This is a genomic window from Halomonas fontilapidosi, from assembly GCF_014192285.1.
GTDB lineage: Bacteria > Pseudomonadota > Gammaproteobacteria > Pseudomonadales > Halomonadaceae > Halomonas > Halomonas fontilapidosi.
This window is the reverse complement of sequence record NZ_JACHXQ010000001.1, coordinates 546975-568977: the sequence shown is the minus strand read 5'-3', so window position 1 is coordinate 568977 and position 22003 is coordinate 546975. Positions and strand designations below refer to the sequence as shown.

Sequence of the window (22003 nt, the reverse complement as noted above, 5' to 3'; positions counted from 1 at the left end):
AAGAAACGAAAACCCCGTCGGCCATGGCCGACGGGGTTTTCTGATGATGGCGACGCTATCTACGCTGCGCTTACAGCTTACAGCTTACAGCTCGCCGCTGGCGTCAGTGCCTGAAGTGGCGCATGCCGGTAAATACCATGGCGATACCGGCCTCGTTGGCGGCGTCGATCACTTCCTGGTCGCGCAGGGAACCGCCGGGCTGGATGACGGCGGCGATGCCGGCCGCCGCCGCGGCATCGATGCCGTCGCGGAAGGGGAAGAAGGCGTCACTGGCCATCACCGAGCCCGGCACCGAGAGGCTCTCGTCGGCGGCCTTGATGCCGGCGATCTTTGCCGAGTAGACGCGGCTCATCTGGCCGGCGCCGACGCCGATGGTCTGGCCATCCTTGGCGTAGACGATGGCATTGGACTTGACGTACTTGGCCACCTTCCAGGCAAAGGCCAGATCGCGCATCTCCTGCTCGCTGGGCACCCGCTCGGTGACCACGGTCAACTCGTCTCGGCCGACCATGCCCAGGTCGCGGTCCTGCACCAGCAGCCCCCCGGTGACGCGCTTGAAGTCGTGGGCGTGCTGGCGCTCGCCCGGCCACTTGGCGCCGACATCGAGTAGGCGCACGTTCTTCTTCTCGGCGACGATGGCAAGCGCCTCCTCCTCGATCCCCGGCGCGATGATCACCTCGACGAACTGGCGGTCGATGATGGCGCGGGCCGTCTCGGCGGTGAGCGCTACGTTGAAGGCGATGATGCCGCCGAAAGCGCTGGTCGGATCGGTGGCGAAGGCCTTTTCATAGGCTTCTTTAGGACTTGCGCCCACCGCCACGCCGCAGGGGTTGGCGTGCTTGACGATCACACAGGCGGTGTCGGTGAAGGCCTTGACGCACTCGAAGGCGGCATCGGTATCGGCGACGTTGTTGAAGGAGAGTGCCTTGCCCTGAAGCTGGGTGGCAGTGGCCACGCTGGCCTCGCTGGCGTCGGCTTCCACGTAGAAGGCGGCCCCCTGGTGGGGGTTCTCGCCGTAGCGCATGGCCTGCTTCTTCTCGAACTGCAGGTTGTAGGTGCGCGGGAAGCCATCCTCGCCGCCGGGAACCCGGCTTCCCAGATAGTCGGCGATGGCGGCGTCATAGCCGGCGGTGTGCTCGAAGGCCTTGACCGCCAGGTCGAAGCGGGTGGCATCGCTCACCGCGCCGTCCCCGGCGGCGATCTCGCCCAGCACCCGGGCATAGTCGCCGGTATCCACCACGATGGTGGTGTGGGCATGGTTCTTGGCGCAGGCGCGCACCATGGTCGGGCCACCGATATCGATATTCTCGATGGCGTCAGTGAGGGTGCACTCCGGGCGTGCCACGGTGGCCGAGAAGGGGTAGAGGTTGACCACAACCATGTCGATGGGGTCGATGGCATGTTCCGCCATCACCGCGTCATCCTGCCCGCGGCGGCCAAGGATGCCGCCGTGGATCTTCGGGTGCAGTGTCTTGACCCGGCCGTCCATGATCTCGGGGAATCCGGTGTGCTCGGAGACCTCGGTCACGTCGATGCCATTCTCCTGGAGCAGGCGGAAGGTGCCGCCGGTGGAGAGCAGCGCGACGCCCTGCTCGACCAGGCCGCGGGCGAAGTCGACGATACCGGTCTTGTCGGAGACGCTGATCAGGGCGCGGCGAACCGCGGCGGAGGAGGCTTGGGCCATGGGGGTCACTCTTTGTCGATGGGGGTGAAGGGTGGCAGCAACGCCAGGGCAGTGGTCAGATCAGGCCATAGTGCTTGAGCTTCTTGCGCAGGGTCCCGCGATTGAGGCCAAGCATCTCGGCGGCGCGTGTCTGGTTGCCCTGGGCATGCTCGAGGACCGAGGCCAGCAGGGGGGCCTCGACCTCGGCCATTACCATGGCATAGAGGTCGGTGACGTTGCTGCCGTCAAGGTGGTCGAAATAGCGCGTCAGCGAGGCTTCCACCGCCTCGCGCAGGGGGCGATCGTCCGGCGGGCTCGGACGCACGCCTTCGCTCAATATGGCGAGGTCACGGGAAGCCTGGGCATCCAGCCCAGGCAGCGCGGCATTCGGGTCAAAGGGTTGGCTGCTGGTCATGCGGCACAGATTCCATCCGAGGTCACGGCCCGGGCAACGCGATCGGGTGTCGCGGCAGGGTCGTGACGAAAGAGTTCTTCGATAAAGCGACGCTGGGCCTGGCGGCTCTCAAGGCCGTTGAAGGTGGCTCGCAGGGCGCGTCGCCCGGCGTCGTCGAAACGTTCATCTTCGGCCAGGTACCAGCCGAGATGCTTGCGTGCAATGCGCACTCCCATGTGCTCGCCGTAGAAGTCATGCAGTGCCGCGAGATGGTCGCCGAGGACCTCGGCACGCTCCGCCCTCCCCGGCGGGGCAAACGGCTGGCCATGGCGCAGGTAGTGATCGATCTCGCGGAAGATCCAGGGGTTGCCCTGGGCAGCGCGACCGACCATCACCGCATCCGCCCCAGTATAGTCGAGGACGTGAGCGGCCTTGGTGGGAGAATCGATATCACCGTTGGCGAACACCGGGATGTCGACGGCCGAGGCGATGGCAGCGATGGTGTCGTACTCTGCCTCGCCGCCATAGCGCTGCTGGCGATGACGACCATGCACGGCCAGGGCCTGGATGCCGGCGTCCTCGGCAATCCGCGCGACCCGCACGCCGTTGTTGCTGTCGGCGCACCAGCCGGTACGGATCTTCAGCGTGACCGGTATGTTCACCGCGGCCACCACCCGCTCCACAATCTCGGCCACCAGGGTCTCGTCGCGCAGCAGGGCGGAGCCTGCCGCTTTATTGCAGACCTTCTTGGCCGGGCAGCCCATGTTGATGTCGATGATCTCGGCGCCCATCCTGGCATTGAGACGCGCCGCCTCGGCGAGCATCTGGGCGTCGCCGCCGGCGATCTGCACGCTGCGCGGACCCGGCTCGCCGCGGTGGTCCATGCGCAGCCGGGACTTGCGGGTATGCCACAGGCTGGGGTCCGAGGTGACCATCTCGCCCACCACCAGGCCTGCCCCGAGACGACGACAGAGCGTTCGAAACGGGCGGTCGGTGACCCCGGCCATGGGTGCCAGGACCACTCGGTTGAGCAGCTGGTGGCGGCCGATGCGGGGCAGGGGGCGAGAGTCGGTCATGGTCGGGATCGCTGGCGTCAGGGGCTGCATATCATACGCCCCCGCTCGACGTTGGTGAACCGCTACTCAAGGCGAATGCCTGTCAGGGGCGGTGCCCGACGCGCCGCCCGGCGAGTAGCACCCAACCCTCGCGGACCTCAGGTTCATCCATGACCAGGCCCTGTCCGCGGTAGGCCTCAAGGACCTCCTCGGCCTGGCCCTCGAGGATCCCCGAGAGGGCCAGAAGGCCCCCCGGTGCCACGCGACCGGCGATCTCGTCGGCCAGCTCTACGAGGGGCCCGGCGAGGATGTTGGCGACCACCAGCGGGAAGTCGCCCGGCTCGAGCTGCTCGGGATAGCAGAGCCGAAAGTCGCTCTCGCTCACCGCGTTGCGCTCGGCATTGTCGCGGCTGGCTTGCAGCGCCTGGGGGTCGATATCGGTGCCGGTGGCCCGTTGTGCCCCGAGCTTGAGGGCGGCGATGGCCAGGATGCCCGAGCCGCACCCCACGTCGAGCACCGTCAGGCCCTGCAGTTCGCCAGACACCGACAGGCCGTCGAGCCAGGCCAGGCAGAGGGCCGTGGTGGGGTGGGTGCCGGTGCCGAAGGCCAGCCCCGGGTCCAGGTGGAGGTTGACGGCGTCGGGCTCCGGCGGGGCGTGCCAGCTGGGCACGATCCACAGCTTCTCGCCCATTCGCAGGGGATGGAAGTCGTCCATCCACTCGCGCTCCCAGTCGCGGTCGGCCAGCAGCTCGACCTCGACCTCGGGGCAGGGCTCCTCGGGAAACTCGGCGGCCCAGGCCTGGCGCACCCGGTCGAGCATCGCTTCGATGCCCTCCAGGTCGTCGTAGAGGCCGGTGAGCACCGTCTCGTCCCACAGCGGGGTGGTACCCCGCTCCGGCTCGAAGACCGGATCGTCATGGGCATCCTGAAGGGTGATGGCGGTCGCACCCTCGGCGAGCAGCAGCTCCTCGAGGGGCTCGGCGTGCTCGGGGGCGATGCGAGCCTTGAGTTGCAGCCAGGGCATGGGCGTCCGTAATGGTCGGTTAGGAAGAAGGGCGGGGTCTGATGGAACGTGCAGAAGGCTCGGGGCTGACCCGCGACAGGCTTGTTCGGGGGCGCTGTGAACCCTTCCCTGGGCGCTACCGACGCCATCCCTGGCGTAGGACCCCCTCCAAGCCTGTCCCCGGCGCCCCTTTCAGCTGGCACAGGAGAGGCGGTCGTGAGGCTATAGCCCCAGCTTCTTCTCCAGGTAGTGGATGTTGACGCCGCCCTGCTGGAAGTAGCCGTCGCGCACCAGGTCCTTGTGCAGGTCGGTGTTGGTCTTGATGCCTTCCACCAGCAGCTCGTCCAGGGCGTTGCGCATGCGGATCAGCGCCGTCTCCCGGTCCACGCCCCAGGTGATCAGCTTGCCGATCAGCGAGTCGTAGTGGGGCGGCACGGTGTAGCCCGTGTAGACATGGGAGTCCATGCGCACGCCGAGACCGCCGGGCGGGTGGTAGAGGGTCACCCTGCCCGGCGAGGGCATGAAGGTGCGGGAGTCCTCGGCGTTGATGCGGCACTCGAAGGCGTGGCCGGCGAGCTTGACGTCTTCCTGGCGGACCGACAACGGCAGGCCCGAGGCGATGCGCAGCTGTTCGCGGACGATATCCACGCCGGTGACCATCTCGGTGACCGGGTGCTCCACCTGGACCCGGGTGTTCATCTCGATGAAGAAGAACTGGCCGTCCTCGTAGAGGAACTCGAAGGTGCCGGCACCACGATAGCCGATGGTGATGCACGCCTCCCGGCAGGCGTCGAGAACCTCGGCGCGGGCAGCCTCGTCGAGCCCGGGTGCCGGCGCTTCCTCGATCACCTTCTGGTGACGACGCTGCAGCGAGCAGTCGCGATCATACAGGTGGATGGCGTTGCCCTGGCCATCGGCCAGCACCTGCACCTCCACGTGGCGCGGGTTCTCGAGGAACTTCTCCATGTAGACGGTGCCGTCGCCGAAGGAGGAGTAGGCCTCGGTGCGGGTGACGTTGACCGCCGAGAGCAGGTGGGCCTCGGTGTGCACCACGCGCATGCCGCGCCCGCCGCCGCCGGCGGCCGCCTTGATGATCACCGGGTAGCCGATGCGCCGCGCCACGGCGAGGGTCTCGCTCTCGTCGTCGCCCAGCGGGCCGTCGGAGCCTGGCACGGTCGGCACGCCGGCTTTCTTCATCGACTCGATGGCGCTGACCTTGTCGCCCATCAGGCGGATGGTCTCGGCCCGGGGCCCGATGAAGGTAAAGCCGGAGCGTTCCACCTGCTCGGCGAAGTTGGCATTCTCGGAAAGAAAGCCGTAGCCGGGGTGGATGGCACTGGAGTCGGTGACTTCGGCGGCGCTGATCAGCGACGGAATGTTCAGGTAGGAGTTCGCCGAGGAGGCCGGCCCGATGCACACCGCCTCATCGGCCAGGCGTACGTGCATCAGCTCGCGATCGGCCGTCGAATGGACGGCCACCGTCTTGATACCCAGCTCCTTGCAGGCGCGCAGGATGCGCAGGGCAATCTCGCCGCGATTGGCGATGAGGACCTTGTCCAACATGAGGAATCCGCCAGTTGGTGAATGATGAGGACAGGGGGCGCGTCAGGCGATGACCAGCATCGGCTGATCGAACTCGACCGGTTCGCCATCCTCGACCAGGAAGGCCTCGATCACGCCGTCACGGTCGGCCTCGATCTGGTTCATCATCTTCATCGCTTCGACGATGCAGATGGTCTCGCCCTTCTTGACGCTCGAGCCGACCTCGACAAAGGACTTGGAGCCAGGTGCCGGGGAGCGATAGAAGGTGCCGACCATCGGCGAGTTGACGGTATGCCCCGTGTAGGTCGGGGCGGCATCGGCGGCGGGTTCGGCGGTCGGGGCCGGTGTCTGGGGCGCGGGGGCTGCCGGCGCCGCCTGGGACATGGGCGCTTGCCAATTCGTGCCGTTGGGGTGACGGCTGATGCGAACCGACTCTTCCCCTTCCTGGATTTCGATCTCGCTGATGTTGGACTCTTCGAGCAGCTCGATCAGCTTCTTGACCTTGCGGATATCCATGACGTTGTCTCGACCGGTGGGGTTGGGGGGTGATCCGGGGTGCTGTCAACCCCGGCCAACTTTCAATAGATCGCGGCAAGATAACGTGTCTTGAGGCATCTATTGACCATGAAGGAGCAATGATGCCGGAGTCTGACGAAATTCCGGCGGGATGTCCAGCCGTGCGGGAACAGTGTTCGAGCCGTTGGCAGGCGGGGCTCAGGCTCAGCCTTGGCGACCCTTGAGCCACTCCAGCACCCCCTCGAGGTGGCTGGCCAGCTGAGGGGCCGTGACCTCGCCCTGTACCCGGGCATCACGCAGCTCCTTGCCGTCGTCGAAGAATAGCAGGCTGGGCGGGCCGAACAGCTGGAAGTGGTCCAGCATCTCGCGGCTGGTGGCATCGCTGTCGGTGACGTCGACGTTGATGCGCCGGAAGTTGGCCAGCGGGCCGGCTACCTCGGCTGCCGGATAGACGTCGCGTTCCATGATCTTGCAGGAGATACACCAGTCGGCGGTGACGTTGACGAATGCCGGCCGCTCGCTCTCGGCAAGCGAGGCCTGCAAGGCATCGAGGTCCTCCACGGTGGTGATCGCCCGGGCAGCGTTGGCCGTCTCGGCGGGCACGGTGCCGGCCACCGGTGTGGCAGGCGCCGATGTGACGGGCGCCAGGGGGCGCAGTGGGTCATCCCCGCCTCGCGACGCGCCGATCACCAGGGCGATGCCCCAGATCAGCAACATCACGCCCGCTGCCTGGCGAACCCGCGGCCAGCCCTGGGCCTGGTTCACGGTCAGCGCGCCCAGTGCCAGGGCACTGCCGATGGCAAGCCCGGCCCACAGCAGCAGGGCGATACTGCCCGGTAGCAGCCGCTCCACCAGCCAGATGGCGACCCCCAGCAGCAGGATGCCGAAGGTGGCCTTGACCCCATTCATCCAGGCGCCGGAACGCGGCAGCAGCGTGGTGCCAAAGGTGCCCACCAACAGCAGCGGCACGCCCATCCCCAGCGCCAGCGCCAATAGCGCGGCCCCGCCCATCAGCGCATCACCGGTGGAGGAGATGAACACCAGGGCCCCCGCCAGCGGTGCCGACACACAGGGCGAGACCACCAGCACGGAGAGGGCCCCGGCCAGGGCCAGACCCGCGGGGCCGCTGCGCTGGGCGCGGGCCTGCCAGCCATCGATGCGGCCGGCCAGGCGGGGCGAGAAGCGCAGGTCAAAGGCACCGAACATGGCCAGGGCGAAGAGGGTAAAAAGCGCCGCGAAGGTGATCAGCACCGGGGCGGACTGCAGCCGGGCCTGGAGGTTGAGGCCGGCCCCGAACAGGCCCATCAGCACCCCCACGGCCGCATAGGTCAGCGCCATTCCGGCCACATAGCTGGCTGAGAGGAAGAAAGCGCGGGAACGCGTTGGGTGCTGGCCGACGATGATCGACGAGAGGATCGGCACCATGGGCAGCACGCAGGGCGTGAAGGTCAGCCCCAGGCCGGCGAGGAAGAACAGTCCGAGGACCAGCGGCAGGCTGGCCTCGGCCATCAGGGCACGAAAGCGGCCATCCTCGCTCTGAGGGGCGCCACCCAAGGCATTGCCACTCGTTCCGGCGACATCCTGTCCGCTCGCCTGGTCGGCGGAAGGCATATCGCCAGCCGACGTGTCACGGCCGGACGTGCCCGTCTCGTCGTTCGGTGACCAGCCGGCAAAAGCCGCCGGTGCCTCCCCCTCGGCGGCGGTCAGTTCGACGCGTTCCGGCGGATAACAGAGGCCGGCATCGGCACAGCCCTGGAAGGTCAAGGTGATGTCCAGTGGACCCTCATGGCCCGGCTCGAGGGGCACAGCGAAGACCACGCTGTCATAGAAGACCTTGACGTCGCCCAGGAATTCGTCGCTCTTGGCGAGTCCTGTAGGCAGGGCGGGGCTGCCCAGTTCGAGGCCCTTCTCGGCTGTCTCGACGGCGAGCTGGTGACGATAGAGATAGTAGCCTTCGGCATTCTCGATGCCGACATGGAGCGTCTCGCCGTCATGCCAGGCGCTGGGCTGAAAGGCCTCGAGCACCGGCAGGAACGCCTCATCGTCTTTCTGGGAGAACCACTGGGCCTGGGCGCCCAGCGGCAGCAGCAGCGTGATCAGCAGGACGAATCTCAGGACGATCGGCACGACACTTCCTTATTGCGGTGAAATCGTTGACGCAAGGCGCGGCTTGGACCCCTTTCTGTGACGCCGGGTTCCGTTCATCGGCGCCGAGGCCAAGGTCCTGCTAGGATATCGCAGTAACAGGGCGGCTGTTGATGGCCTCCCGCCCGCATGGCTGCGCCGTATTGTCGCGTTGCCGGAAGCTCTCACCATCAAGGAAACCCGATCATGGCATTGACGCATAAGGGTGCCGCCAGGCGCCGCAACCGGAACGAGGTACTCGAGCGTCCGGAGTATGGCTGGATCTGGAAGCCGCTGCTGACGCTGCTGGTCATCTACCTGGTGGTATGCCTCGCGCTGGGCATCTGGTGGAGCCGCCCGCCGGCGAGCTTCAACGTTGAGCAGGCCGTCGTCGACCAGCGCGGCACCGCGTCGGGCAACACGGCAGCCCGCGGGGCCGTCACTACCGCCGGGCTGATGACCCTGATCGAGACCCTGCTCGAGAAGCCGGGTGGCTACCTGCGCAATGATGTGGCCCCGCCCGGATTGTGGCTCGACAACATGCCGGCCTGGGAACTGGGTGTGCTCGTCCAGGCCCGTCGGATCTCGAGGTCGCTGCCGGCCATGGAGCAGTCGTCGGCTCCGGTGCTGGGCGTCGTGCAGGAGAGCCTGATGGGGGACAGCAGTGACTGGCTCTATCCCTCCACCGAGAAGCGCCTCAATCAGGCCCTGGGGGAACTGAGCGACTATCTCGAGGCGCTTGGCACGGGCGGTGACGCCGCTTTCGGTGACCAGGGGCAGGGCCTGGTGGCCTGGCTAGAGGCCATCACTGAGTCACTGGACGAGCTGGGTCTGCGGCTCTCGGCGAGCATCGGCAGTCACGAAGAGCTGCGCGACCTGGATATCGATGCCGAGAACATCCCGGGGAAGACACCCTGGTATCGAGTCGACAACGTCTTCTTCGAGGCGCGCGGCCAGGCCTGGGCGCTGATGCACCTGCTCGAGGCGATGCGGCGGGACCAGGCCGACGTGCTGGCCTCGGCCGGGGTTACCGACCATTGGGAGCGCCTGGTGGCCGAGCTCGAACAGAGCCAGCGCCGGCTGTGGAGCCCGCTGGTGCTGAATGGCTCGGGTTTCGGCATCTTCGCCAACCATTCGCTGGTGTTGGCCAATCATATGGTGCGAGCCCGAGACCTGGCCCGTCAGGTCACCGAGGGCCTGGCCGAGGTGGCGCCGGCACCGGCTGCCACGGCCAGCGAGCCGCCGGTGGTGGACGTCGAGCGCCGCGAGGATGCCGGCCAGGAACCGGTCGCCGATGAAGGCGGGGACCCGATGCCCGCCCCCACCGAGGAAGCCGTCACCGCGGAGAGTGCCGTTGACACGGATACTGGCGATGCGTCCGAGGGCGAGGTGCCGGCGTCCAGCGGCGAAGCACCCGCCGAAGAGGCGGCCAGCGATGAGAGCGTCGCCGACGAATCGGTCGTCGAACAGCAGGCTGCCGATAGCGTCGAGGGCAGCGACGACGCCTCCCAGGAGGGCCAGCAGAGGCCCAGCGATAGCGTGGAAGAAGGCAGCAGCGACGCCTCGGTCGACGCAGGCGCCACGACCGAGGGCGAGCCGTCGGCGAACTGAGGAAAACAGATATCCCCGAACGACAACGGGCCGCCCTGGCGGGCGGCCCGTTGTCTTTTCAGGCGCTCGGCCGAGGTCGGGCGGCCTGGCTTCAGGCCTTCTCGTGGGCGGCCACGGCCTTCTCGATAGCCTTGCAGGCCGCCTCGGCGCCTTCCCAGGATTCCACCTTGACCCACTTGCCCTTCTCGAGATCCTTGTAGTTCTCGAAGAAATGGGCGATCTGCTGGCGCAGCAGCTCGGGCAGGTCGGTGACCTCGTGGACGTCATCGTAGAGGCTGGACAGCTTGGGATGCGGGACGCACACCAGCTTGGCGTCCTCGCCGGCCTCGTCGGTCATGTTGAGGATGCCCACCGGGCGGGCGCGGATCACGGCGCCGGGCTGGACCGGGTAGGGCGTCACGACCAGAGCATCCAGGGCGTCGCCGTCGTCGGCCAGCGTGTGCGGGATGAAGCCGTAGTTGGCCGGATAGAACATCGGCGTGGCCATGAAGCGGTCGACCAGCAGCGCGCCCATGTCCTTGTCGATCTCGTACTTGATCGGCACGTGGTTAGCAGGGATCTCGATCGCCACGTAGACGTCGTTGGGGAGATCCTTGCCGGCGGGGATGTTGTCGAGGTTCATCGTCGCTTCCTTGGGTTGGCAATAGTAAGGCTTGGCGAATCGGGCAGGTGTAAAGTCCGCCGAATTATACGAACCCGCGGCGGGGATTACCAATGGGCCTTAGGTGGCATGCCAGGCCTTTGGTCGACGGGCCAGCCGGCAAGGCAGGGTGTATCATGGGTCTCCGATGGACGGTCCCGGCCACCGGCCGGCGCTTCGCGCTGATAGCAAGGAGAGTGCCTTGATACCCGTGCAACTGTCACTGAGCTACGGACAGGCCTTCGTGGCGCCTGATCGGCGGCGGCATCGCAGCTCGATGGCGGTGCGCTTCCCCGAGCCGCCGCTGCTGGCGGCCAAGGGGGCTTGCGCCATGATCAGCGACTCCACCCTGCGCAACAACCTGGCCAAGCAGGCGGGAGACCTCAGCGTGAAGGGGTTCCTGGCCGACTATTTCGCTACCCCCGACCATTGGGACGTCAAGACGTCGGCGACCCGCGTGCTGAGGGCACTGAACGCCTGGTGCTTCAGCCAGAACCGCCAGCTGTCCGACGGCAGCTACGTCTCCTCGCTTTCCGCGATGGTCTTTCACGGGCGACAGGCACACCTCTTTCACATGGGCGACACCCTGGTGTTTCGCCTGCGCGGTGCCGAGTTCGAGCAGCTCTCCCGGGATCATGTCACCGACCTGGGAGGTTATCGCTATCCCTCCCGGGCCATGGGCATGGACAGTGGCCTCGAGATCGATTACATCAACGTGCCGCTCAAGCAGGGCGACATCTTCCTGTTCACCACTCAGGTGATACAGGGCACGCTGATGCCCTCGGATTACGTGCGCTTGATCCGCGAGGATGTCAGTGACCTGGATGCCGCCTGTGAGCGGCTGGCCGCAGCGGCGCGTGAACGGGCCCAGGAGCGCGGGTACGGCGGCGACCAGTTCTGTTTCCAGCTGGTGCGCATCGATGCGCTTCCCGATGAGGCCTCGCAGGAAAAGCCGGGCCGTGTCTATGGCGACCTGCCGATTCCCCCTGAGCTCTCGCCCGGCGATCATCTCGACGGCCTCGAGGTGCTGTCGGTACTGTCGCGCACGGCCCAGTCGCGGGTCTACCACGTCCGCGACCGGCACTGCGGCCGTGAGATGGTGATGAAGGCACCGAGTCCCGAGCTCTCCAACCGCAATGCCTACCTGGAGCATTTTCTGCTGCAGCAGTGGGTGGTGGAGCGCGTCAAGTCGCCTTTCGTGGTGCGTATCATGGAGCCTTCGCGTCCGCGGCGTTTCCTCTACTACCTGATGGCCCACGTCAGGGGCGAAACCTTGACCGAATGGGCTCGGCGACATCCCCAGGCCAGTCTCGAGCAGCGTCTCGACATTGCCAATCAGCTGGGCAAGGCGGTGCAGGCCTTGCACCATCGGGATCTGCTGCATCAGCGTATCCACCCCGACAATGTCTTGATCGACGCGCACGGTCAGGTGGTGCTCGCCGACTTCAGCGCCTGCCATCTGCGGGATGTGGATGGCCATCGCCGCTCACGGAGCCTGGTTCGCCAGCTCGGGCTGACCGAACACTCCGCGCCGGAGTATGCGCTGGAGGACGACGTCGGCCGGCGCAGTGACCAGTACTCCCTGGCCTCGACGACCTACTGGCTGCTCACCGGCGAGTTGCCCTATGCGTTGGCACCCAACCGGCTGCGCAGCCACACCGATCTGGAACAGCTTGCCTACCGGAGTGCACGCACCCTCAATCCGGAGGTGCCTGTGGCCCTCGACGATGCCCTGCGGCGGGCCCTGGATCCCCAGCGGGCCCTGCGCTTTCGGCGCATGTCGGAGTTTCGTCGTGCGCTGCGCCCGCCGCGGGACGGCGCCCGTATGGGAGGCCAGGCCGGGACTCAGGCACCGCGCGAACCCGCCCGCTTCTGGCAGGGCATCGCGGGCATCCTGCTACTGTTGCTGGTGCTCTCCTGGTTGCTCAGGTAAATTTGAATTTGGGGTTAATGAACGGGGACCCTGTTAAATCGTGAAGTCGGGCAGCTTGCGCTCGGCCCGGGCGCGCTTGAGGTGCGCCACCTTGGGCAGGCCGTTCTCGAACGGGGGGAAGTCCTCGCCCTCGATCAGCGGCGAGAGATACTGGCGGCAGGCCTCGGTGATGCCGAAGCCGTCCTCGCGGATGAACTCCCGCGGCATGAACTTCTCGCGATTGGCGACCTCGGCCAGCGGCGCCGCGTCGATGCGCCACTCGTAGGGGGTCTCGCTGACGCGCTTGATTGCCGGCATCATGGCATTCTTGCCGGCGATGGCCAGTTCCACGGCCTTCTCGCCCACCGCGTAAGCCTGCTCGACGTCGGTCTTCGAGGCCAGGTGGCGCGCGGCGCGCTGCAGGTAGTCGGCCACCGCCCAGTGGTACTTGTAGCCCAGGTCCTGCTTGACCATGCCGGCCAGGGTCGGCGCGACGCCACCCAGCTGGCGGTGGCCGAAGGCATCGGTATTGCCGGAGTCGGCGAGGAAGGTGCCATCCTCGTAGCGCGCGCCCTCGGAGACCACGATCACGCAGTAGCCGTAGTGCTTGACCGACTCCTCCACCCGGGCCATGACCTTTGCACGATCGAAGTGCACCTCGGGGAAGATGACCAGGTGGGGCGGCTCGCCTTCGCCCTGGCCGGCCAGTGCCCCGGCGGCAGCAATCCAGCCGGCATGACGGCCCATGACCTCGAGTACGAACACCTTGGTGGAGGTGGCGCACATCGAGGCGATGTCCAGCGAGGCCTCCAGCGTGGAGGTCGCGATGTACTTGGCCACGCTGCCGAAGCCCGGGGAGTTGTCGGTGATCGGCAGGTCGTTGTCCACGGTCTTGGGTACGTGGATGGCGGTCAGCGGATAGCCGAGCTTCTCGGAGAGCTGCGAGACCTTGAGGCAGGTATCGGCGCTGTCGCCGCCACCGTTGTAGAAGAAGTAGCGAATGTCGTGGGCCTTGAAGACCTCGATCAGTCGCTCGTACTGGGCCCGATGCGTCTCGATGTCCTTGAGCTTGTAGCGGCAGGAGCCGAAGGCGCCCCCGGGGGTATGGCGCAGCGCGGCGATGGTCTCGTCCGACTCCTGGCTGACGTCGATCAGGTCCTCGGTGAGAGCGCCGATAATGCCGTTGTGACCGGCGTAGACCTTGCCGATCTGCTCCGGATAACGGCGGCAGGCTTCGATCACGCCGCAGGCGCTGGCGTTGATCACGGCGGTGACGCCGCCGGACTGGGCGTAGAAGGCGTTATGCTGGGCCATGGGGCTTACCTGTTCCTGGTCACGTCAAGGGATCCGAAAGCCCGAGAGTCTAGCCGAAAGTGGCATGGGCTGCATCCGTGGCCCTTCGTCGTGGCGACTCGGCGCCAGTGGCTGGAGCGCGCACTGGGGGCCATGCTAGTCTCGCGCAACCTTGCCGCGGCCAGCGGCGTCATGAGTTCCCGGAGCACGCATGCACCTCCACATCCTCGGCATCTGTGGCACCTTCATGGGTAGCCTGGCGCTGCTCGCCCGCGAGCTGGGCCACACCGTCAGCGGCTCGGATGCCAATGTCTATCCGCCGATGAGCACCCAGCTCGAGGAGGCGGGCATCGCGCTGAGCGAGGGATATTCGGCGGGCAATCTCGCGCCGCGGCCGGACCGCGTGGTGATCGGCAATGCCCTCTCCCGGGGTAACCCCGAAGTCGAAGCGGTGCTGAACGAGGGGTTGCCCTACGTATCCGGCCCCCAGTGGCTGGCCGAGGAAGTGCTCCCCGGGCGACGGGTGATCGCCGTGGCCGGCACTCACGGCAAGACCACCACCGCGAGCCTGCTGGCCTGGCTGCTGGAGTCGGCGGGGCTTGCGCCGGGGTTTCTGATCGGCGGGGTACCGCGCAACTTCGGCATCTCGGCCCGCCTCGGCGCTCACGATGCCCCCTTCGTGGTAGAAGCCGACGAGTACGATACGGCCTTCTTCGACAAGCGCTCCAAGTTCGTCCACTACCGCCCCGAGATCGCCATCCTGGGCAATTTGGAGTTCGACCACGCGGATATCTTCGATGACCTGGCCGCCATCGAGCGGCAGTTCCACCACCTGGTGCGCACCGTCCCCGGGCGTGGCCGACTGCTGGTCGCCGACGCTGAGCCGGCGCTGGACCGGGTGCTCGAGATGGGCGCCTGGACGCCGGTGGTGCGCTTTGGCGACGCCATCGACAGCCCCTGGCGGCTGGCGCTCGAGCGCGAGGATGCCTCGCGCTTCCGGGTGATCCACGAGTGCCATGGGGAACAAAGTGAGGTGAACGAGGACGCCGTGGTCGACTGGGCGCTGACCGGTGCCCATAACGCGCGCAACGCCCTGGCCGCCCTGGCGGCGGCCAGCGCCTGCGGGGTCGACCTGCCGCGCGCCGCCGCCGCGCTGTCGCGTTTCGCGACGCCGCGCCGGCGTCAGGAACTGCGCGGCGAGGTGGCGGGCATCGAAGTCATCGACGACTTCGCCCATCACCCCACGGCGATCGCCGCCACCCTGCAGGGGCTGCGGGCCGCGACGCCGCGCGGGCGACTGCTGGCGGTGATCGAGCCACGCTCCAATACCATGCGCCTGGGCACGCTGCGCGACCGGCTGGCGGCCAGCGTCGGCGCCGCCGATGCGGCCTACTGGTTCCAGCCGCCGGGCCTCGACTGGTCGCTGACGCCGCTGCTCGAGGCGAGCCCGGTGCCGGCTCGGCTGCTCGATGACCTCGATGCCCTGGTGGCGGCGCTGGTCGCCGAGGCGCGGCCGCTGGATCGCATCGTGGTGATGTCCAACGGCGGCTTCGGCGGTATCCATGACAAGCTGCTGGCGGCGCTGGAGGTGGCCCATGCCGACGGAACTTCGTGACCCGGTCACGGTGGCCCTGACCGGCGCCTCCGGCGCCCAGTACGGGCTGCGGCTGATCGAGGCGCTGGTCGCCGCCGACCATCAGGTCTGGGTAATGATCTCCAAGGCCGCCCATCTGGTGATTGCTACCGAGACCGACCATGAGCTGCCGGCGCGCCCCGCTCGGCTCGCCGAGGTGCTCACCGAACGCTGCGCGGCGGCACCCGGACAGATCCGCTGCTTCGCCCGCGAGGACTGGATGGCGCCGGTCGCCTCGGGGTCCGGGGCCCCCTCGGCCATGGTGATCTGCCCCTGCAGCACCGGCACCCTCTCGGCGGTCGCCACCGGGGCCAGCAACAACCTGATCGAGCGCGCCGCCGACGTGGCGCTCAAGGAGCGCCGCACGCTGATCCTGGTCCCCCGCGAGACTCCGTTCTCGGCGATCCACCTGGAGCATATGCTCGCCCTGACCCGCATGGGGGCGGTAATCCTGCCCGCTGCCCCGGGGTTCTACCACCAGCCGACCTCGGTGGACGACCTGGTCGACTTCATCGTGGCGCGGATCCTCAACCAGTTGGGGATCGCGCATCGTCTGATGCCCCGTTGGGGCGAAGGCGCGGGCCAAGGAGCGACATCTCGCGGTGATTAGTCTCGCGCTGCTGTCGGTGTTCGTGCCGACTTTCCTGCTGGTCTCGCTCACCCCCGGGATGTGCATGACCCTGGCGATGGTGCTGGGCATGACCCAGGGCGTCAGGCGCACCCTGTGGATGATGATCGGCGAGCTGGTGGGCGTGGGCCTGGTAGCCTTCGCCGCGGGGGCCGGCGTGGCGGCCCTGATGCTTCGCCAGCCCGAGCTCTTCGCGCTGTTCAAGTGGCTGGGCGGTGCCTACCTCGGCTATCTGGGGGTGATGATGTGGCGTTCCCGGGGACGCATGGCGATCCCCCAGACCCTGGAGGCGGGGCCGCCCGCCGCCCGGGGTCAGCTGGCTCTGCAGGGGCTGGTCACGGCGGTGGCCAACCCCAAGGGCTGGGCCTTCTTCATGGCCCTGCTGCCGCCCTTTCTGGATGCCTCGCGCCCGCTGGTCGGCCAGCTGGCGGCACTGATCGCGGTGATTCTCTCCATCGAATTCCTCTGCCTGCTGCTCTACGCCACCGGTGGGCGCACCCTGCGTCGCCTGCTTGGCGAGAGTGGCAACGTGCGCCTGCTCAATCGTATTGCCGGCAGCCTGATGGTCGGCGTGGGGCTTTGGCTGGCCCTGGGGTGAGGAGAGGCTAGACCGGCGGCAGCCAGGCGATCCGGGAAGCGACCAGCACCAGCGAGGCGACGCCCAACAGGTGCCAGGGACAGGGCGCGAGGCTCGGCCGCGGCTGTCGCTGCCAGGCCAGCTGCACCAGGGCGCAGACCACCAGGCCGAGCAGGGCGCCGCCGATCAGGTCGCTGAGCCAGTGTACCCCGACCAGCAGGCGCGACAGGGCCATCGGCAGGATCACCGCAATGGCCGCCCAGTAGGCCAGAAAGCGCCGCCCGTCGGGCAACGCTCGGCTGGCGAAGGCCGCGGCCATGCCGAACAGCACCACGGCGGTCGAGGTGTGGGCGCTGGGGTAGGAGAGGGAGTCGGCCAGATGAGCCGGGGTCTCGGGGCGTGCACGGCCGATGGCGGCCTTGAACAGGCTGTTGAGCAGGGCGATGCCGACAAGCCCCCCGGCGATGTGCCAGAAGGCCGACAGCTGACGTCGCCACAGCAGCCATGCCGCCCAGGGCAGGCTCAGGGCGAGCACGCCCAGCAGGTCGCCGGCCCTGGCCATCAGTTCGCCGAAGGCGGGCAGACCCGGCACGGATAGCGCCTTGAGCACGTCCGCAAGCCGCAGATCCAGGGGGAGCGGGCCCTGATGGTGGATCACCACCAGGGTCCAGGCCGAGAACGCCGCCAGCGAGAGGATCAGCAGCAGCCATGACGCCAGGGGGGGCTCCACGTCATGGGCTGGAGCGAGCCACCGCCACAGGCGCCGGCCGAGGAGGCTGCGCCGCGAGAGCCCGACCAGGCGCCGATAGGCGAACCCATCTCGGGTCACCAGGTGACGCACCCAGGAGAAGACCACCGCGAGCAGGACCACCAGCACGCCGAGAGCGATCAACCAGGGCTCGAGTCCCTCGGGCAGTGCCAGTACCTTCTGCCAGGTCCGTCCCAGCAGGTAGCCCGGCAGCACATAGGCCGGTGCCCAGATCAATGCCGAGCCCAGGTTTGCCCAGGTGAAGGTGCGCGGTGACATCCGCAGCATGCCGGCGATCAGCGGCACCACTGGCCTTACCGGCCCCACGAAGCGGCCCAGGACGACCGACAGCGAGCCATGTCGCTGGAAGAAGCGGGCGCCTCTTGCGAGCCATTCGGGGTGTCGCGACAGCGGCCATAGGGCGGTGACACGCTCGCGCTGGGTATAGCCGAGCAGGAAGCTCAGGCCATCGCCCACCACGGCACCAAGAAAGGCGGCGGCCAGTACCGGGCCCACGGCCAGCTCCTGATGACCGGCCAGCGAGGTGGCGGCGGTGATCAGCACCACGCCCGGTACCAGCAGCCCCACCAGCGCCAGGGATTCCACCAGCGCGATGGCGGCGATGATCAGCAGCAGCAGCGACGGTGACGGTGCCAGATGAAAGAGGGTGTCGGCGATGCTCAAGGGGACTCCGTTGCCGTATTCACCAGGGGAGGCGCGGTTCAGCCATCGGCCAGCGACTGGCTGACGGCCTGCAGGCGTTGCTCGAAGCGTTGCCAGGACTCGCCCAGACGCGGCCGGCAGAGCCTGCGTCGCACCTGCATCTGGCCGGTCTCGACCAGCGTGGTCTGCGCCACGACCTGGTCGAGTCGCTGTTGCACCAGCAGGGCGCCACTCTCGGTGGTGTCGGGAAGAACCAGCCAGAAATCTCCCGGCCCCTCTCGGCCCAGGATGTCATGCTCGCGGCAGCAGCGGTCGACGGCCTGGCAGAAGCCATTAAGTAGCGCCTGTCGCGCCTGGGCCCCGAACTGCTCGCCGGCCATCTCCAGCTGGGGCAGGTGAACCAGCAGCACGGCCAGCGGCTGCTCGAGCAGCGATGCGCGTTCGGCCTCGCTGAGCAATCGTTCATGCAGGGTCTCGCGTTCCACCGCCGGGCATTCAGGGTCGCGAGGGTCGGTGGCCCTCAGCAGGGCGTGCTGTCGGACCTGCTCCCAGGGCACCAGGGCTGCCACGATGACCAGTGTCAGATAGCTCAGCAACATGGGGCGGTCGAGTTCGCCGTTGCCGAGCAGCGATAGCCACACCGGTGTCAGCGCCAGGTTGAGCAGCATGGCCGGTCCCAGCGGCAGCAGCAGCAGGGTCAGCACCGGCGGCAAGCCCACCCAGAGCGCCGGCAGCCCCGACTGGAGAGGCAGTTCGACGGCAATCAGCAGGTAACCGCAGATCAATGCCAGGTAGGCGGCCAGTCGCGACGGCTCCTCGCGCGTCGCGCTCAGCAGGGTGGCCACCAGCATCAGCAGAAAGAGGGCCGCAGGCAGGGGGGTCCGCGAGTAGTCGCCCATCAGATAGAGCCACAGGGCCATGCCCAGCAGCAGTAGCGCGCCGCCGGCATACCATGCCGCGAAGCCCCGCGAGAAGCGGATTCGACGTTCAGGCATCGACCGCCTCCCCGCTTGTCTGAAGACCGGCTGCCTGCCTGGCCAGGGCCTGGCGCTCGTTGTCGAGCGATACCAGGTCGGGCAGGGCGGTTGCCCGGCCCGGCCCGCGGATCTCGAGGTGGTGCCAAAGCGCCTGACGACGCGCCTCGGCCTCGCGCCGGCCGCGGCTGGTCAAAATCACCGCCAGGGTTGTCGCGTTGAGGCGGTAGCAGGGCTCGAAGCGGTGAGTCAGGCGGCACAGCCGGTGGGCCAGCGTCCAGCAGCGGTGTCGCGGGGTGTGCAGCAGCAGCAGTTCGGCATGCACTCCCTGGCGATGGCTTCGGGCGCGTTCCACCGCGAGGTCCCTGCTCAGCCTGGTGCCGGGCCAGAGCGGGAGGCCCGGCACCAGGCGGGCCCGCTGCAGGGTTTGCTGGCGCAGCGCGCGCAGATCGAGTGCCCGGGACAGCCCCAGCAGCATCAGGGCCGCGAGCAGCAGGCCGGTCAGGGCCCACTGCTCGAGCCCCAGCAGGTCGCGCAGCGGCCACCAGGTGGTCACGGCGAGCAGGGCCTCGAGCAGCAGCAGCCAGCGGGGCTGGGGCAACATCACCAGCACCGCCCAGGCCCATAGCCAGGTGATGTGCTGCCCGGGCTCCAGCCACAGCAGGGCGGCGAGCAGCAGGCCCGGCAACAGCTGCCAGGGCACCGTGGCGGGTCGGCGATGGTTGAAGGCAAGCAGCAGCGCGGTGATGGCCAGCCAGGTTGCGGCCAGCCACAGCAGCAGGGCCTCGGTCAGGGCCGTCGTGGCGAGGGCCAGCGTGGCCAGCAGCAGCGCCGCGAGCAGCAGGTTGCCGCGCAGCAGTCCGACTTTGTACTTGGTCTGCATGGTGGCTTAGTATGATTCCCTTACCCTGTTCACGGCACAGTATACCGCCGGCGCCCCCTTGTCGCGGCATCGCCGGCTCCCAGGAGACCCGTAACGGCATGACAGCTCAAGCCCCTCGCTCGGATCAAGACCTCGCGACCCCCGACATCGGCGATGTCGACGCCTACATGCAGCGCCTGGGGCAGGGCGCCCGCGAGGCAGCCACCCGGATGCGCCGCGTCGACACCGCGGCCAAGAATGCGGCCCTGCTGGCCATGGCCGAATCTCTCGAGCAGGCGCGTAGCGAGGTGCTGGCGGCCAACGCCCGTGATCTTGCCCGCGGCCGCGAGAGCGGGCTTGATTCCGCCCTGCTTGACCGCCTGGCGCTGGATGATACTCGCCTCGACGCCATGCTCGATGGCCTGGCCCAGGTCGCTTCCCTGCCAGACCCGGTCGGCGAGATTGATGGCCTGCGCTCGCGCCCCAGCGGCATCCAGGTCGGCCAGATGCGTGTGCCGCTCGGGGTGATCGGCATCATCTACGAGTCGCGCCCCAACGTTACCCTGGAAGCAGCGAGCCTGTGTCTGAAGTCGGGCAATGCCGCCATCCTGCGGGGCGGCTCCGAGGCCCGCGAGACCAATGCCGCCATCGCCTCCTGCATCCGTGCCGGGCTGGCGCGTGCCTGCCTTCCCGAGGGCGCTGTCCAGGTGGTGGCGACCACCGACCGGGCCGCCGTGGGCCACCTTATCAGCATGCCGGAATATGTCGACGTGATCATCCCGCGGGGCGGCAAGTCGCTGATCGAGCGCATCACCCGGGAGGCCCGGGTGCCGGTGATCAAGCACCTCGATGGGGTCTGCCACGTCTATATCGAAGCCAGCGCCGATCGCGACAAGGCGCTGGCCATCGCGGTCAATGCCAAGACGCACCGCTACGGCACCTGCAACACCATGGAGACTCTGCTGGTCGATGCCTCGCTGGCGGATGCCCTGCTGCCGACCCTGGCCGTCGCCTACGGCGAGCACGATGTCGAGCTGCGCGGCTGCGAGCGCACCCGCGCAATCCTCGGCGACGTCACCGCGGCCAGCGAGGCCGACTGGCACACCGAGTACCTGGCCCCGGTGCTGGCCATCCGCGTGGTCGATGGCATCGAGGAGGCAATGGCGCATATCGAGCGCTATGGGTCGCGGCACACCGACGCCATCGTCACCGAACATTACGGCCTGGCGCGGCGCTTCCTCGCCGAGGTGGATTCCAGTTCGGTAATGGTCAACGCCTCGACCCGCTTTGCCGACGGCTTCGAGTATGGCCTGGGGGCCGAGATCGGCATCTCCACCGATCGTCTGCATGCGCGGGGCCCCGTGGGGCTCGAGGGGCTGACCACCCGCAAGTACGTCGTGCTCGGCGACGGCCAGGTACGCCGGTGAGTCGATCGGGCCTGCCCGCCAGCATCGACCGCGCCGGGTCTTCCCCGCCGCGGCTTGCCATGCTCGGCGGGACCTTCGATCCCGTTCACCTGGGGCACCTGCGCAGTGCCGTGGAGCTTCGTGAGGCGCTCGACCTGGATTGCGTGCACATGGTGCCCGCCGCCATGCCGCCGCTGCGTGGCGAGCCCAGCGTCTCTGCCGCCGACCGCCTCGCCCTGTTACGCCTGGGCATCGGCGACACGCCGGGCCTGGTCGCCGATCCGCGCGAACTCGAGCGAGACGGGCCGTCCTACACCGCTGACACGCTCGCCTCGCTGCGTCGGGAGCTGGGGGCCGAGGCGCGTCTGATCATGGCGCTGGGTCATGACGCCTTCCTGCGCCTCGCGGACTGGCACGAGCCGGAACGCCTGTTCGCACTGGCCCATGTGGTGGTGGTCGATCGGCCGGACCATCAAGCCGCGCTGCCCGAGAAGCTTGTCGAACTGCTGGAGGGGCGCGAGGTCGAGGAGCGTGCGGCGCTGATGGCAAGGCCCGCGGGGCAGCTGCTGCGCCTCAGGCTGCCGTCGCGCATGGCGATCTCGGCCACCGAGGTCCGCCGGCGGCTGTCGGCGGGCCGCAGCGTGCGCTATCTGCTGCCGGAGGCGGTCGAGGCGCATCTCCTGTCGCGGGGCCTCTATCGGCGTGGCTGAGTGCTGCCCACGCGGGCGTCGAGCCGGTACAATGGAAAGCGTATTCCCG

Annotated in this window: 19 protein-coding genes; 7 read left to right on the top strand and 12 right to left on the bottom strand. The window is 68.0% G+C overall.

From position 1 onward, the window contains the following. Window positions 1–103: 103 nt before the first annotated feature. The 7 genes from purH to dsbD form a co-directional block, all read right to left on the bottom strand. On the bottom strand, window positions 104–1684 hold the full coding sequence (gene purH / locus FHR95_RS02605; RefSeq protein ID WP_183313242.1) for a bifunctional phosphoribosylaminoimidazolecarboxamide formyltransferase/IMP cyclohydrolase: 1581 nt from the start codon (window positions 1682–1684) through the stop codon (window positions 104–106). Window positions 1685–1739: 55 nt separating this feature from the next. Continuing rightward, window positions 1740–2078, bottom strand: coding sequence for a DNA-binding transcriptional regulator Fis (gene fis / locus FHR95_RS02600; RefSeq protein WP_183313241.1), 339 nt, complete (start codon window positions 2076–2078; stop codon window positions 1740–1742). Then, window positions 2075–3133 (bottom strand): tRNA dihydrouridine synthase DusB, encoded by a 1059-nt coding sequence (gene dusB, locus FHR95_RS02595; protein WP_183313240.1) that lies wholly within the window; start codon window positions 3131–3133, stop codon window positions 2075–2077. The genes fis and dusB overlap by 4 nt, the downstream gene beginning before the upstream one ends. Before the next feature lie 82 nt (window positions 3134–3215). Further along, window positions 3216–4136, bottom strand: a complete 921-nt coding sequence (gene prmA, locus FHR95_RS02590) for a 50S ribosomal protein L11 methyltransferase (RefSeq protein ID WP_183313239.1) — start codon at window positions 4134–4136, stop codon at window positions 3216–3218. A 201-nt stretch (window positions 4137–4337) separates the two neighbouring features. After that, the gene (gene accC, locus FHR95_RS02585) at window positions 4338–5678 is read right to left on the bottom strand and encodes an acetyl-CoA carboxylase biotin carboxylase subunit (RefSeq protein ID WP_183313238.1); all 1341 of its coding nucleotides are present in this window, start codon (window positions 5676–5678) and stop codon (window positions 4338–4340) included. A 42-nt stretch (window positions 5679–5720) separates the two neighbouring features. Then, on the bottom strand, window positions 5721–6173 hold the full coding sequence (gene accB, locus FHR95_RS02580) for an acetyl-CoA carboxylase biotin carboxyl carrier protein (protein ID WP_040182990.1): 453 nt from the start codon (window positions 6171–6173) through the stop codon (window positions 5721–5723). A gap of 204 nt (window positions 6174–6377) precedes the next feature. Further along, a complete protein-coding gene (dsbD, locus tag FHR95_RS02575) occupies window positions 6378–8300 on the bottom strand; it encodes a protein-disulfide reductase DsbD (RefSeq protein WP_343065160.1) in 1923 nt (640 codons plus the stop codon). 204 nt (window positions 8301–8504) lie between these two features. On the opposite strand from dsbD, the gene FHR95_RS02570 reads away from it, so the two are divergent. Beyond that, window positions 8505–9908, top strand: a complete 1404-nt coding sequence (locus tag FHR95_RS02570; RefSeq protein WP_183313237.1) for a DUF2333 family protein — start codon at window positions 8505–8507, stop codon at window positions 9906–9908. A gap of 91 nt (window positions 9909–9999) precedes the next feature. Here FHR95_RS02570 and ppa read toward each other — a convergent pair whose 3' ends face one another. Continuing rightward, complete coding sequence (gene ppa / locus FHR95_RS02565) at window positions 10000–10530, bottom strand: inorganic diphosphatase (RefSeq protein ID WP_040186214.1); 531 nt, start codon at window positions 10528–10530, stop codon at window positions 10000–10002. A gap of 295 nt (window positions 10531–10825) precedes the next feature. Here ppa and FHR95_RS02560 point away from each other — a divergent pair, with 295 nt between their 5' ends. Then, window positions 10826–12481: a protein kinase domain-containing protein gene (locus FHR95_RS02560; RefSeq protein ID WP_425485258.1), complete on the top strand. Its 1656-nt coding sequence runs from the start codon at window positions 10826–10828 to the stop codon at window positions 12479–12481. A 33-nt stretch (window positions 12482–12514) separates the two neighbouring features. Here the strand turns inward: FHR95_RS02560 and FHR95_RS02555 are convergent, their stop codons facing one another. Next, a complete protein-coding gene (locus tag FHR95_RS02555; protein WP_040186216.1) occupies window positions 12515–13774 on the bottom strand; it encodes a 6-phosphofructokinase in 1260 nt (419 codons plus the stop codon). 190 nt (window positions 13775–13964) lie between these two features. Between FHR95_RS02555 and mpl the strand changes: the two genes are divergently transcribed. From mpl to FHR95_RS02540, 3 genes are read left to right on the top strand one after another with little or no spacing between them, the layout of a single operon-like run. Further along, entirely contained in the window at window positions 13965–15368 is a 1404-nt protein-coding gene (gene mpl / locus FHR95_RS02550) for a UDP-N-acetylmuramate:L-alanyl-gamma-D-glutamyl-meso-diaminopimelate ligase (RefSeq protein ID WP_183313236.1), read from the top strand. Continuing rightward, on the top strand, window positions 15349–15996 hold the full coding sequence (locus FHR95_RS02545; protein ID WP_040186221.1) for a flavin prenyltransferase UbiX: 648 nt from the start codon (window positions 15349–15351) through the stop codon (window positions 15994–15996). The genes mpl and FHR95_RS02545 overlap by 20 nt, the downstream gene beginning before the upstream one ends. Beyond that, window positions 15989–16612, top strand: coding sequence for a LysE family transporter (locus tag FHR95_RS02540; RefSeq protein WP_183313235.1), 624 nt, complete (start codon window positions 15989–15991; stop codon window positions 16610–16612). The genes FHR95_RS02545 and FHR95_RS02540 overlap by 8 nt, the downstream gene beginning before the upstream one ends. Before the next feature lie 7 nt (window positions 16613–16619). On the opposite strand, the gene FHR95_RS02535 is transcribed toward FHR95_RS02540, so the two are convergent. Genes FHR95_RS02535 through FHR95_RS02525 form a run of 3 tightly spaced genes read right to left on the bottom strand, consistent with a single transcriptional unit; the run spans window position 16620 to window position 19859 of the window. Then, window positions 16620–18023 carry a bifunctional DedA family/phosphatase PAP2 family protein gene (locus FHR95_RS02535; RefSeq protein WP_183313234.1) on the bottom strand — a complete coding sequence of 468 codons (1404 nt, stop codon included), beginning with the start codon at window positions 18021–18023 and terminating at the stop codon, window positions 16620–16622. A gap of 38 nt (window positions 18024–18061) precedes the next feature. Beyond that, entirely contained in the window at window positions 18062–18997 is a 936-nt protein-coding gene (locus tag FHR95_RS02530) for a diguanylate cyclase domain-containing protein (protein ID WP_183313233.1), read from the bottom strand. Further along, window positions 18990–19859, bottom strand: a complete 870-nt coding sequence (locus FHR95_RS02525; RefSeq protein WP_183313232.1) for a hypothetical protein — start codon at window positions 19857–19859, stop codon at window positions 18990–18992. The genes FHR95_RS02530 and FHR95_RS02525 overlap by 8 nt, the downstream gene beginning before the upstream one ends. A gap of 98 nt (window positions 19860–19957) precedes the next feature. On the opposite strand from FHR95_RS02525, the gene FHR95_RS02520 reads away from it, so the two are divergent. Together FHR95_RS02520 and nadD are read left to right on the top strand one after the other, a co-directional pair. Continuing rightward, entirely contained in the window at window positions 19958–21265 is a 1308-nt protein-coding gene (locus tag FHR95_RS02520) for a glutamate-5-semialdehyde dehydrogenase (RefSeq protein WP_183313231.1), read from the top strand. A 59-nt stretch (window positions 21266–21324) separates the two neighbouring features. Then, window positions 21325–21954, top strand: a complete 630-nt coding sequence (gene nadD / locus FHR95_RS02515) for a nicotinate-nucleotide adenylyltransferase (protein WP_183313388.1) — start codon at window positions 21325–21327, stop codon at window positions 21952–21954. Window positions 21955–22003: the final 49 nt, after the last annotated feature.

What these genes read in the sequence shown, in the direction of transcription:
- purH (WP_183313242.1), bottom strand. Translation starts at nt 1,684, where the DNA reads ATGGCCCAAGCCTCCTCCGCCGCGGTTCGCCGCGCCCTGATCAGCGTC.
- fis (WP_183313241.1), bottom strand. Translation starts at nt 2,078, where the DNA reads ATGACCAGCAGCCAACCCTTTGACCCGAATGCCGCGCTGCCTGGGCTG.
- dusB (WP_183313240.1), bottom strand. Translation starts at nt 3,133, where the DNA reads ATGACCGACTCTCGCCCCCTGCCCCGCATCGGCCGCCACCAGCTGCTC.
- prmA (WP_183313239.1), bottom strand. Translation starts at nt 4,136, where the DNA reads ATGCCCTGGCTGCAACTCAAGGCTCGCATCGCCCCCGAGCACGCCGAG.
- accC (WP_183313238.1), bottom strand. Translation starts at nt 5,678, where the DNA reads ATGTTGGACAAGGTCCTCATCGCCAATCGCGGCGAGATTGCCCTGCGC.
- accB (WP_040182990.1), bottom strand. Translation starts at nt 6,173, where the DNA reads ATGGATATCCGCAAGGTCAAGAAGCTGATCGAGCTGCTCGAAGAGTCC.
- FHR95_RS02570 (WP_183313237.1), top strand. Translation starts at nt 8,505, where the DNA reads ATGGCATTGACGCATAAGGGTGCCGCCAGGCGCCGCAACCGGAACGAG.
- ppa (WP_040186214.1), bottom strand. Translation starts at nt 10,530, where the DNA reads ATGAACCTCGACAACATCCCCGCCGGCAAGGATCTCCCCAACGACGTC.
- FHR95_RS02560 (WP_425485258.1), top strand. Translation starts at nt 10,826, where the DNA reads ATGGCGGTGCGCTTCCCCGAGCCGCCGCTGCTGGCGGCCAAGGGGGCT.
- FHR95_RS02555 (WP_040186216.1), bottom strand. Translation starts at nt 13,774, where the DNA reads ATGGCCCAGCATAACGCCTTCTACGCCCAGTCCGGCGGCGTCACCGCC.
- mpl (WP_183313236.1), top strand. Translation starts at nt 13,965, where the DNA reads ATGCACCTCCACATCCTCGGCATCTGTGGCACCTTCATGGGTAGCCTG.
- FHR95_RS02545 (WP_040186221.1), top strand. Translation starts at nt 15,349, where the DNA reads ATGCCGACGGAACTTCGTGACCCGGTCACGGTGGCCCTGACCGGCGCC.
- FHR95_RS02530 (WP_183313233.1), bottom strand. Translation starts at nt 18,997, where the DNA reads ATGCCTGAACGTCGAATCCGCTTCTCGCGGGGCTTCGCGGCATGGTAT.
- FHR95_RS02525 (WP_183313232.1), bottom strand. Translation starts at nt 19,859, where the DNA reads ATGCAGACCAAGTACAAAGTCGGACTGCTGCGCGGCAACCTGCTGCTC.
- FHR95_RS02520 (WP_183313231.1), top strand. Translation starts at nt 19,958, where the DNA reads ATGACAGCTCAAGCCCCTCGCTCGGATCAAGACCTCGCGACCCCCGAC.
- nadD (WP_183313388.1), top strand. Translation starts at nt 21,325, where the DNA reads ATGCTCGGCGGGACCTTCGATCCCGTTCACCTGGGGCACCTGCGCAGT.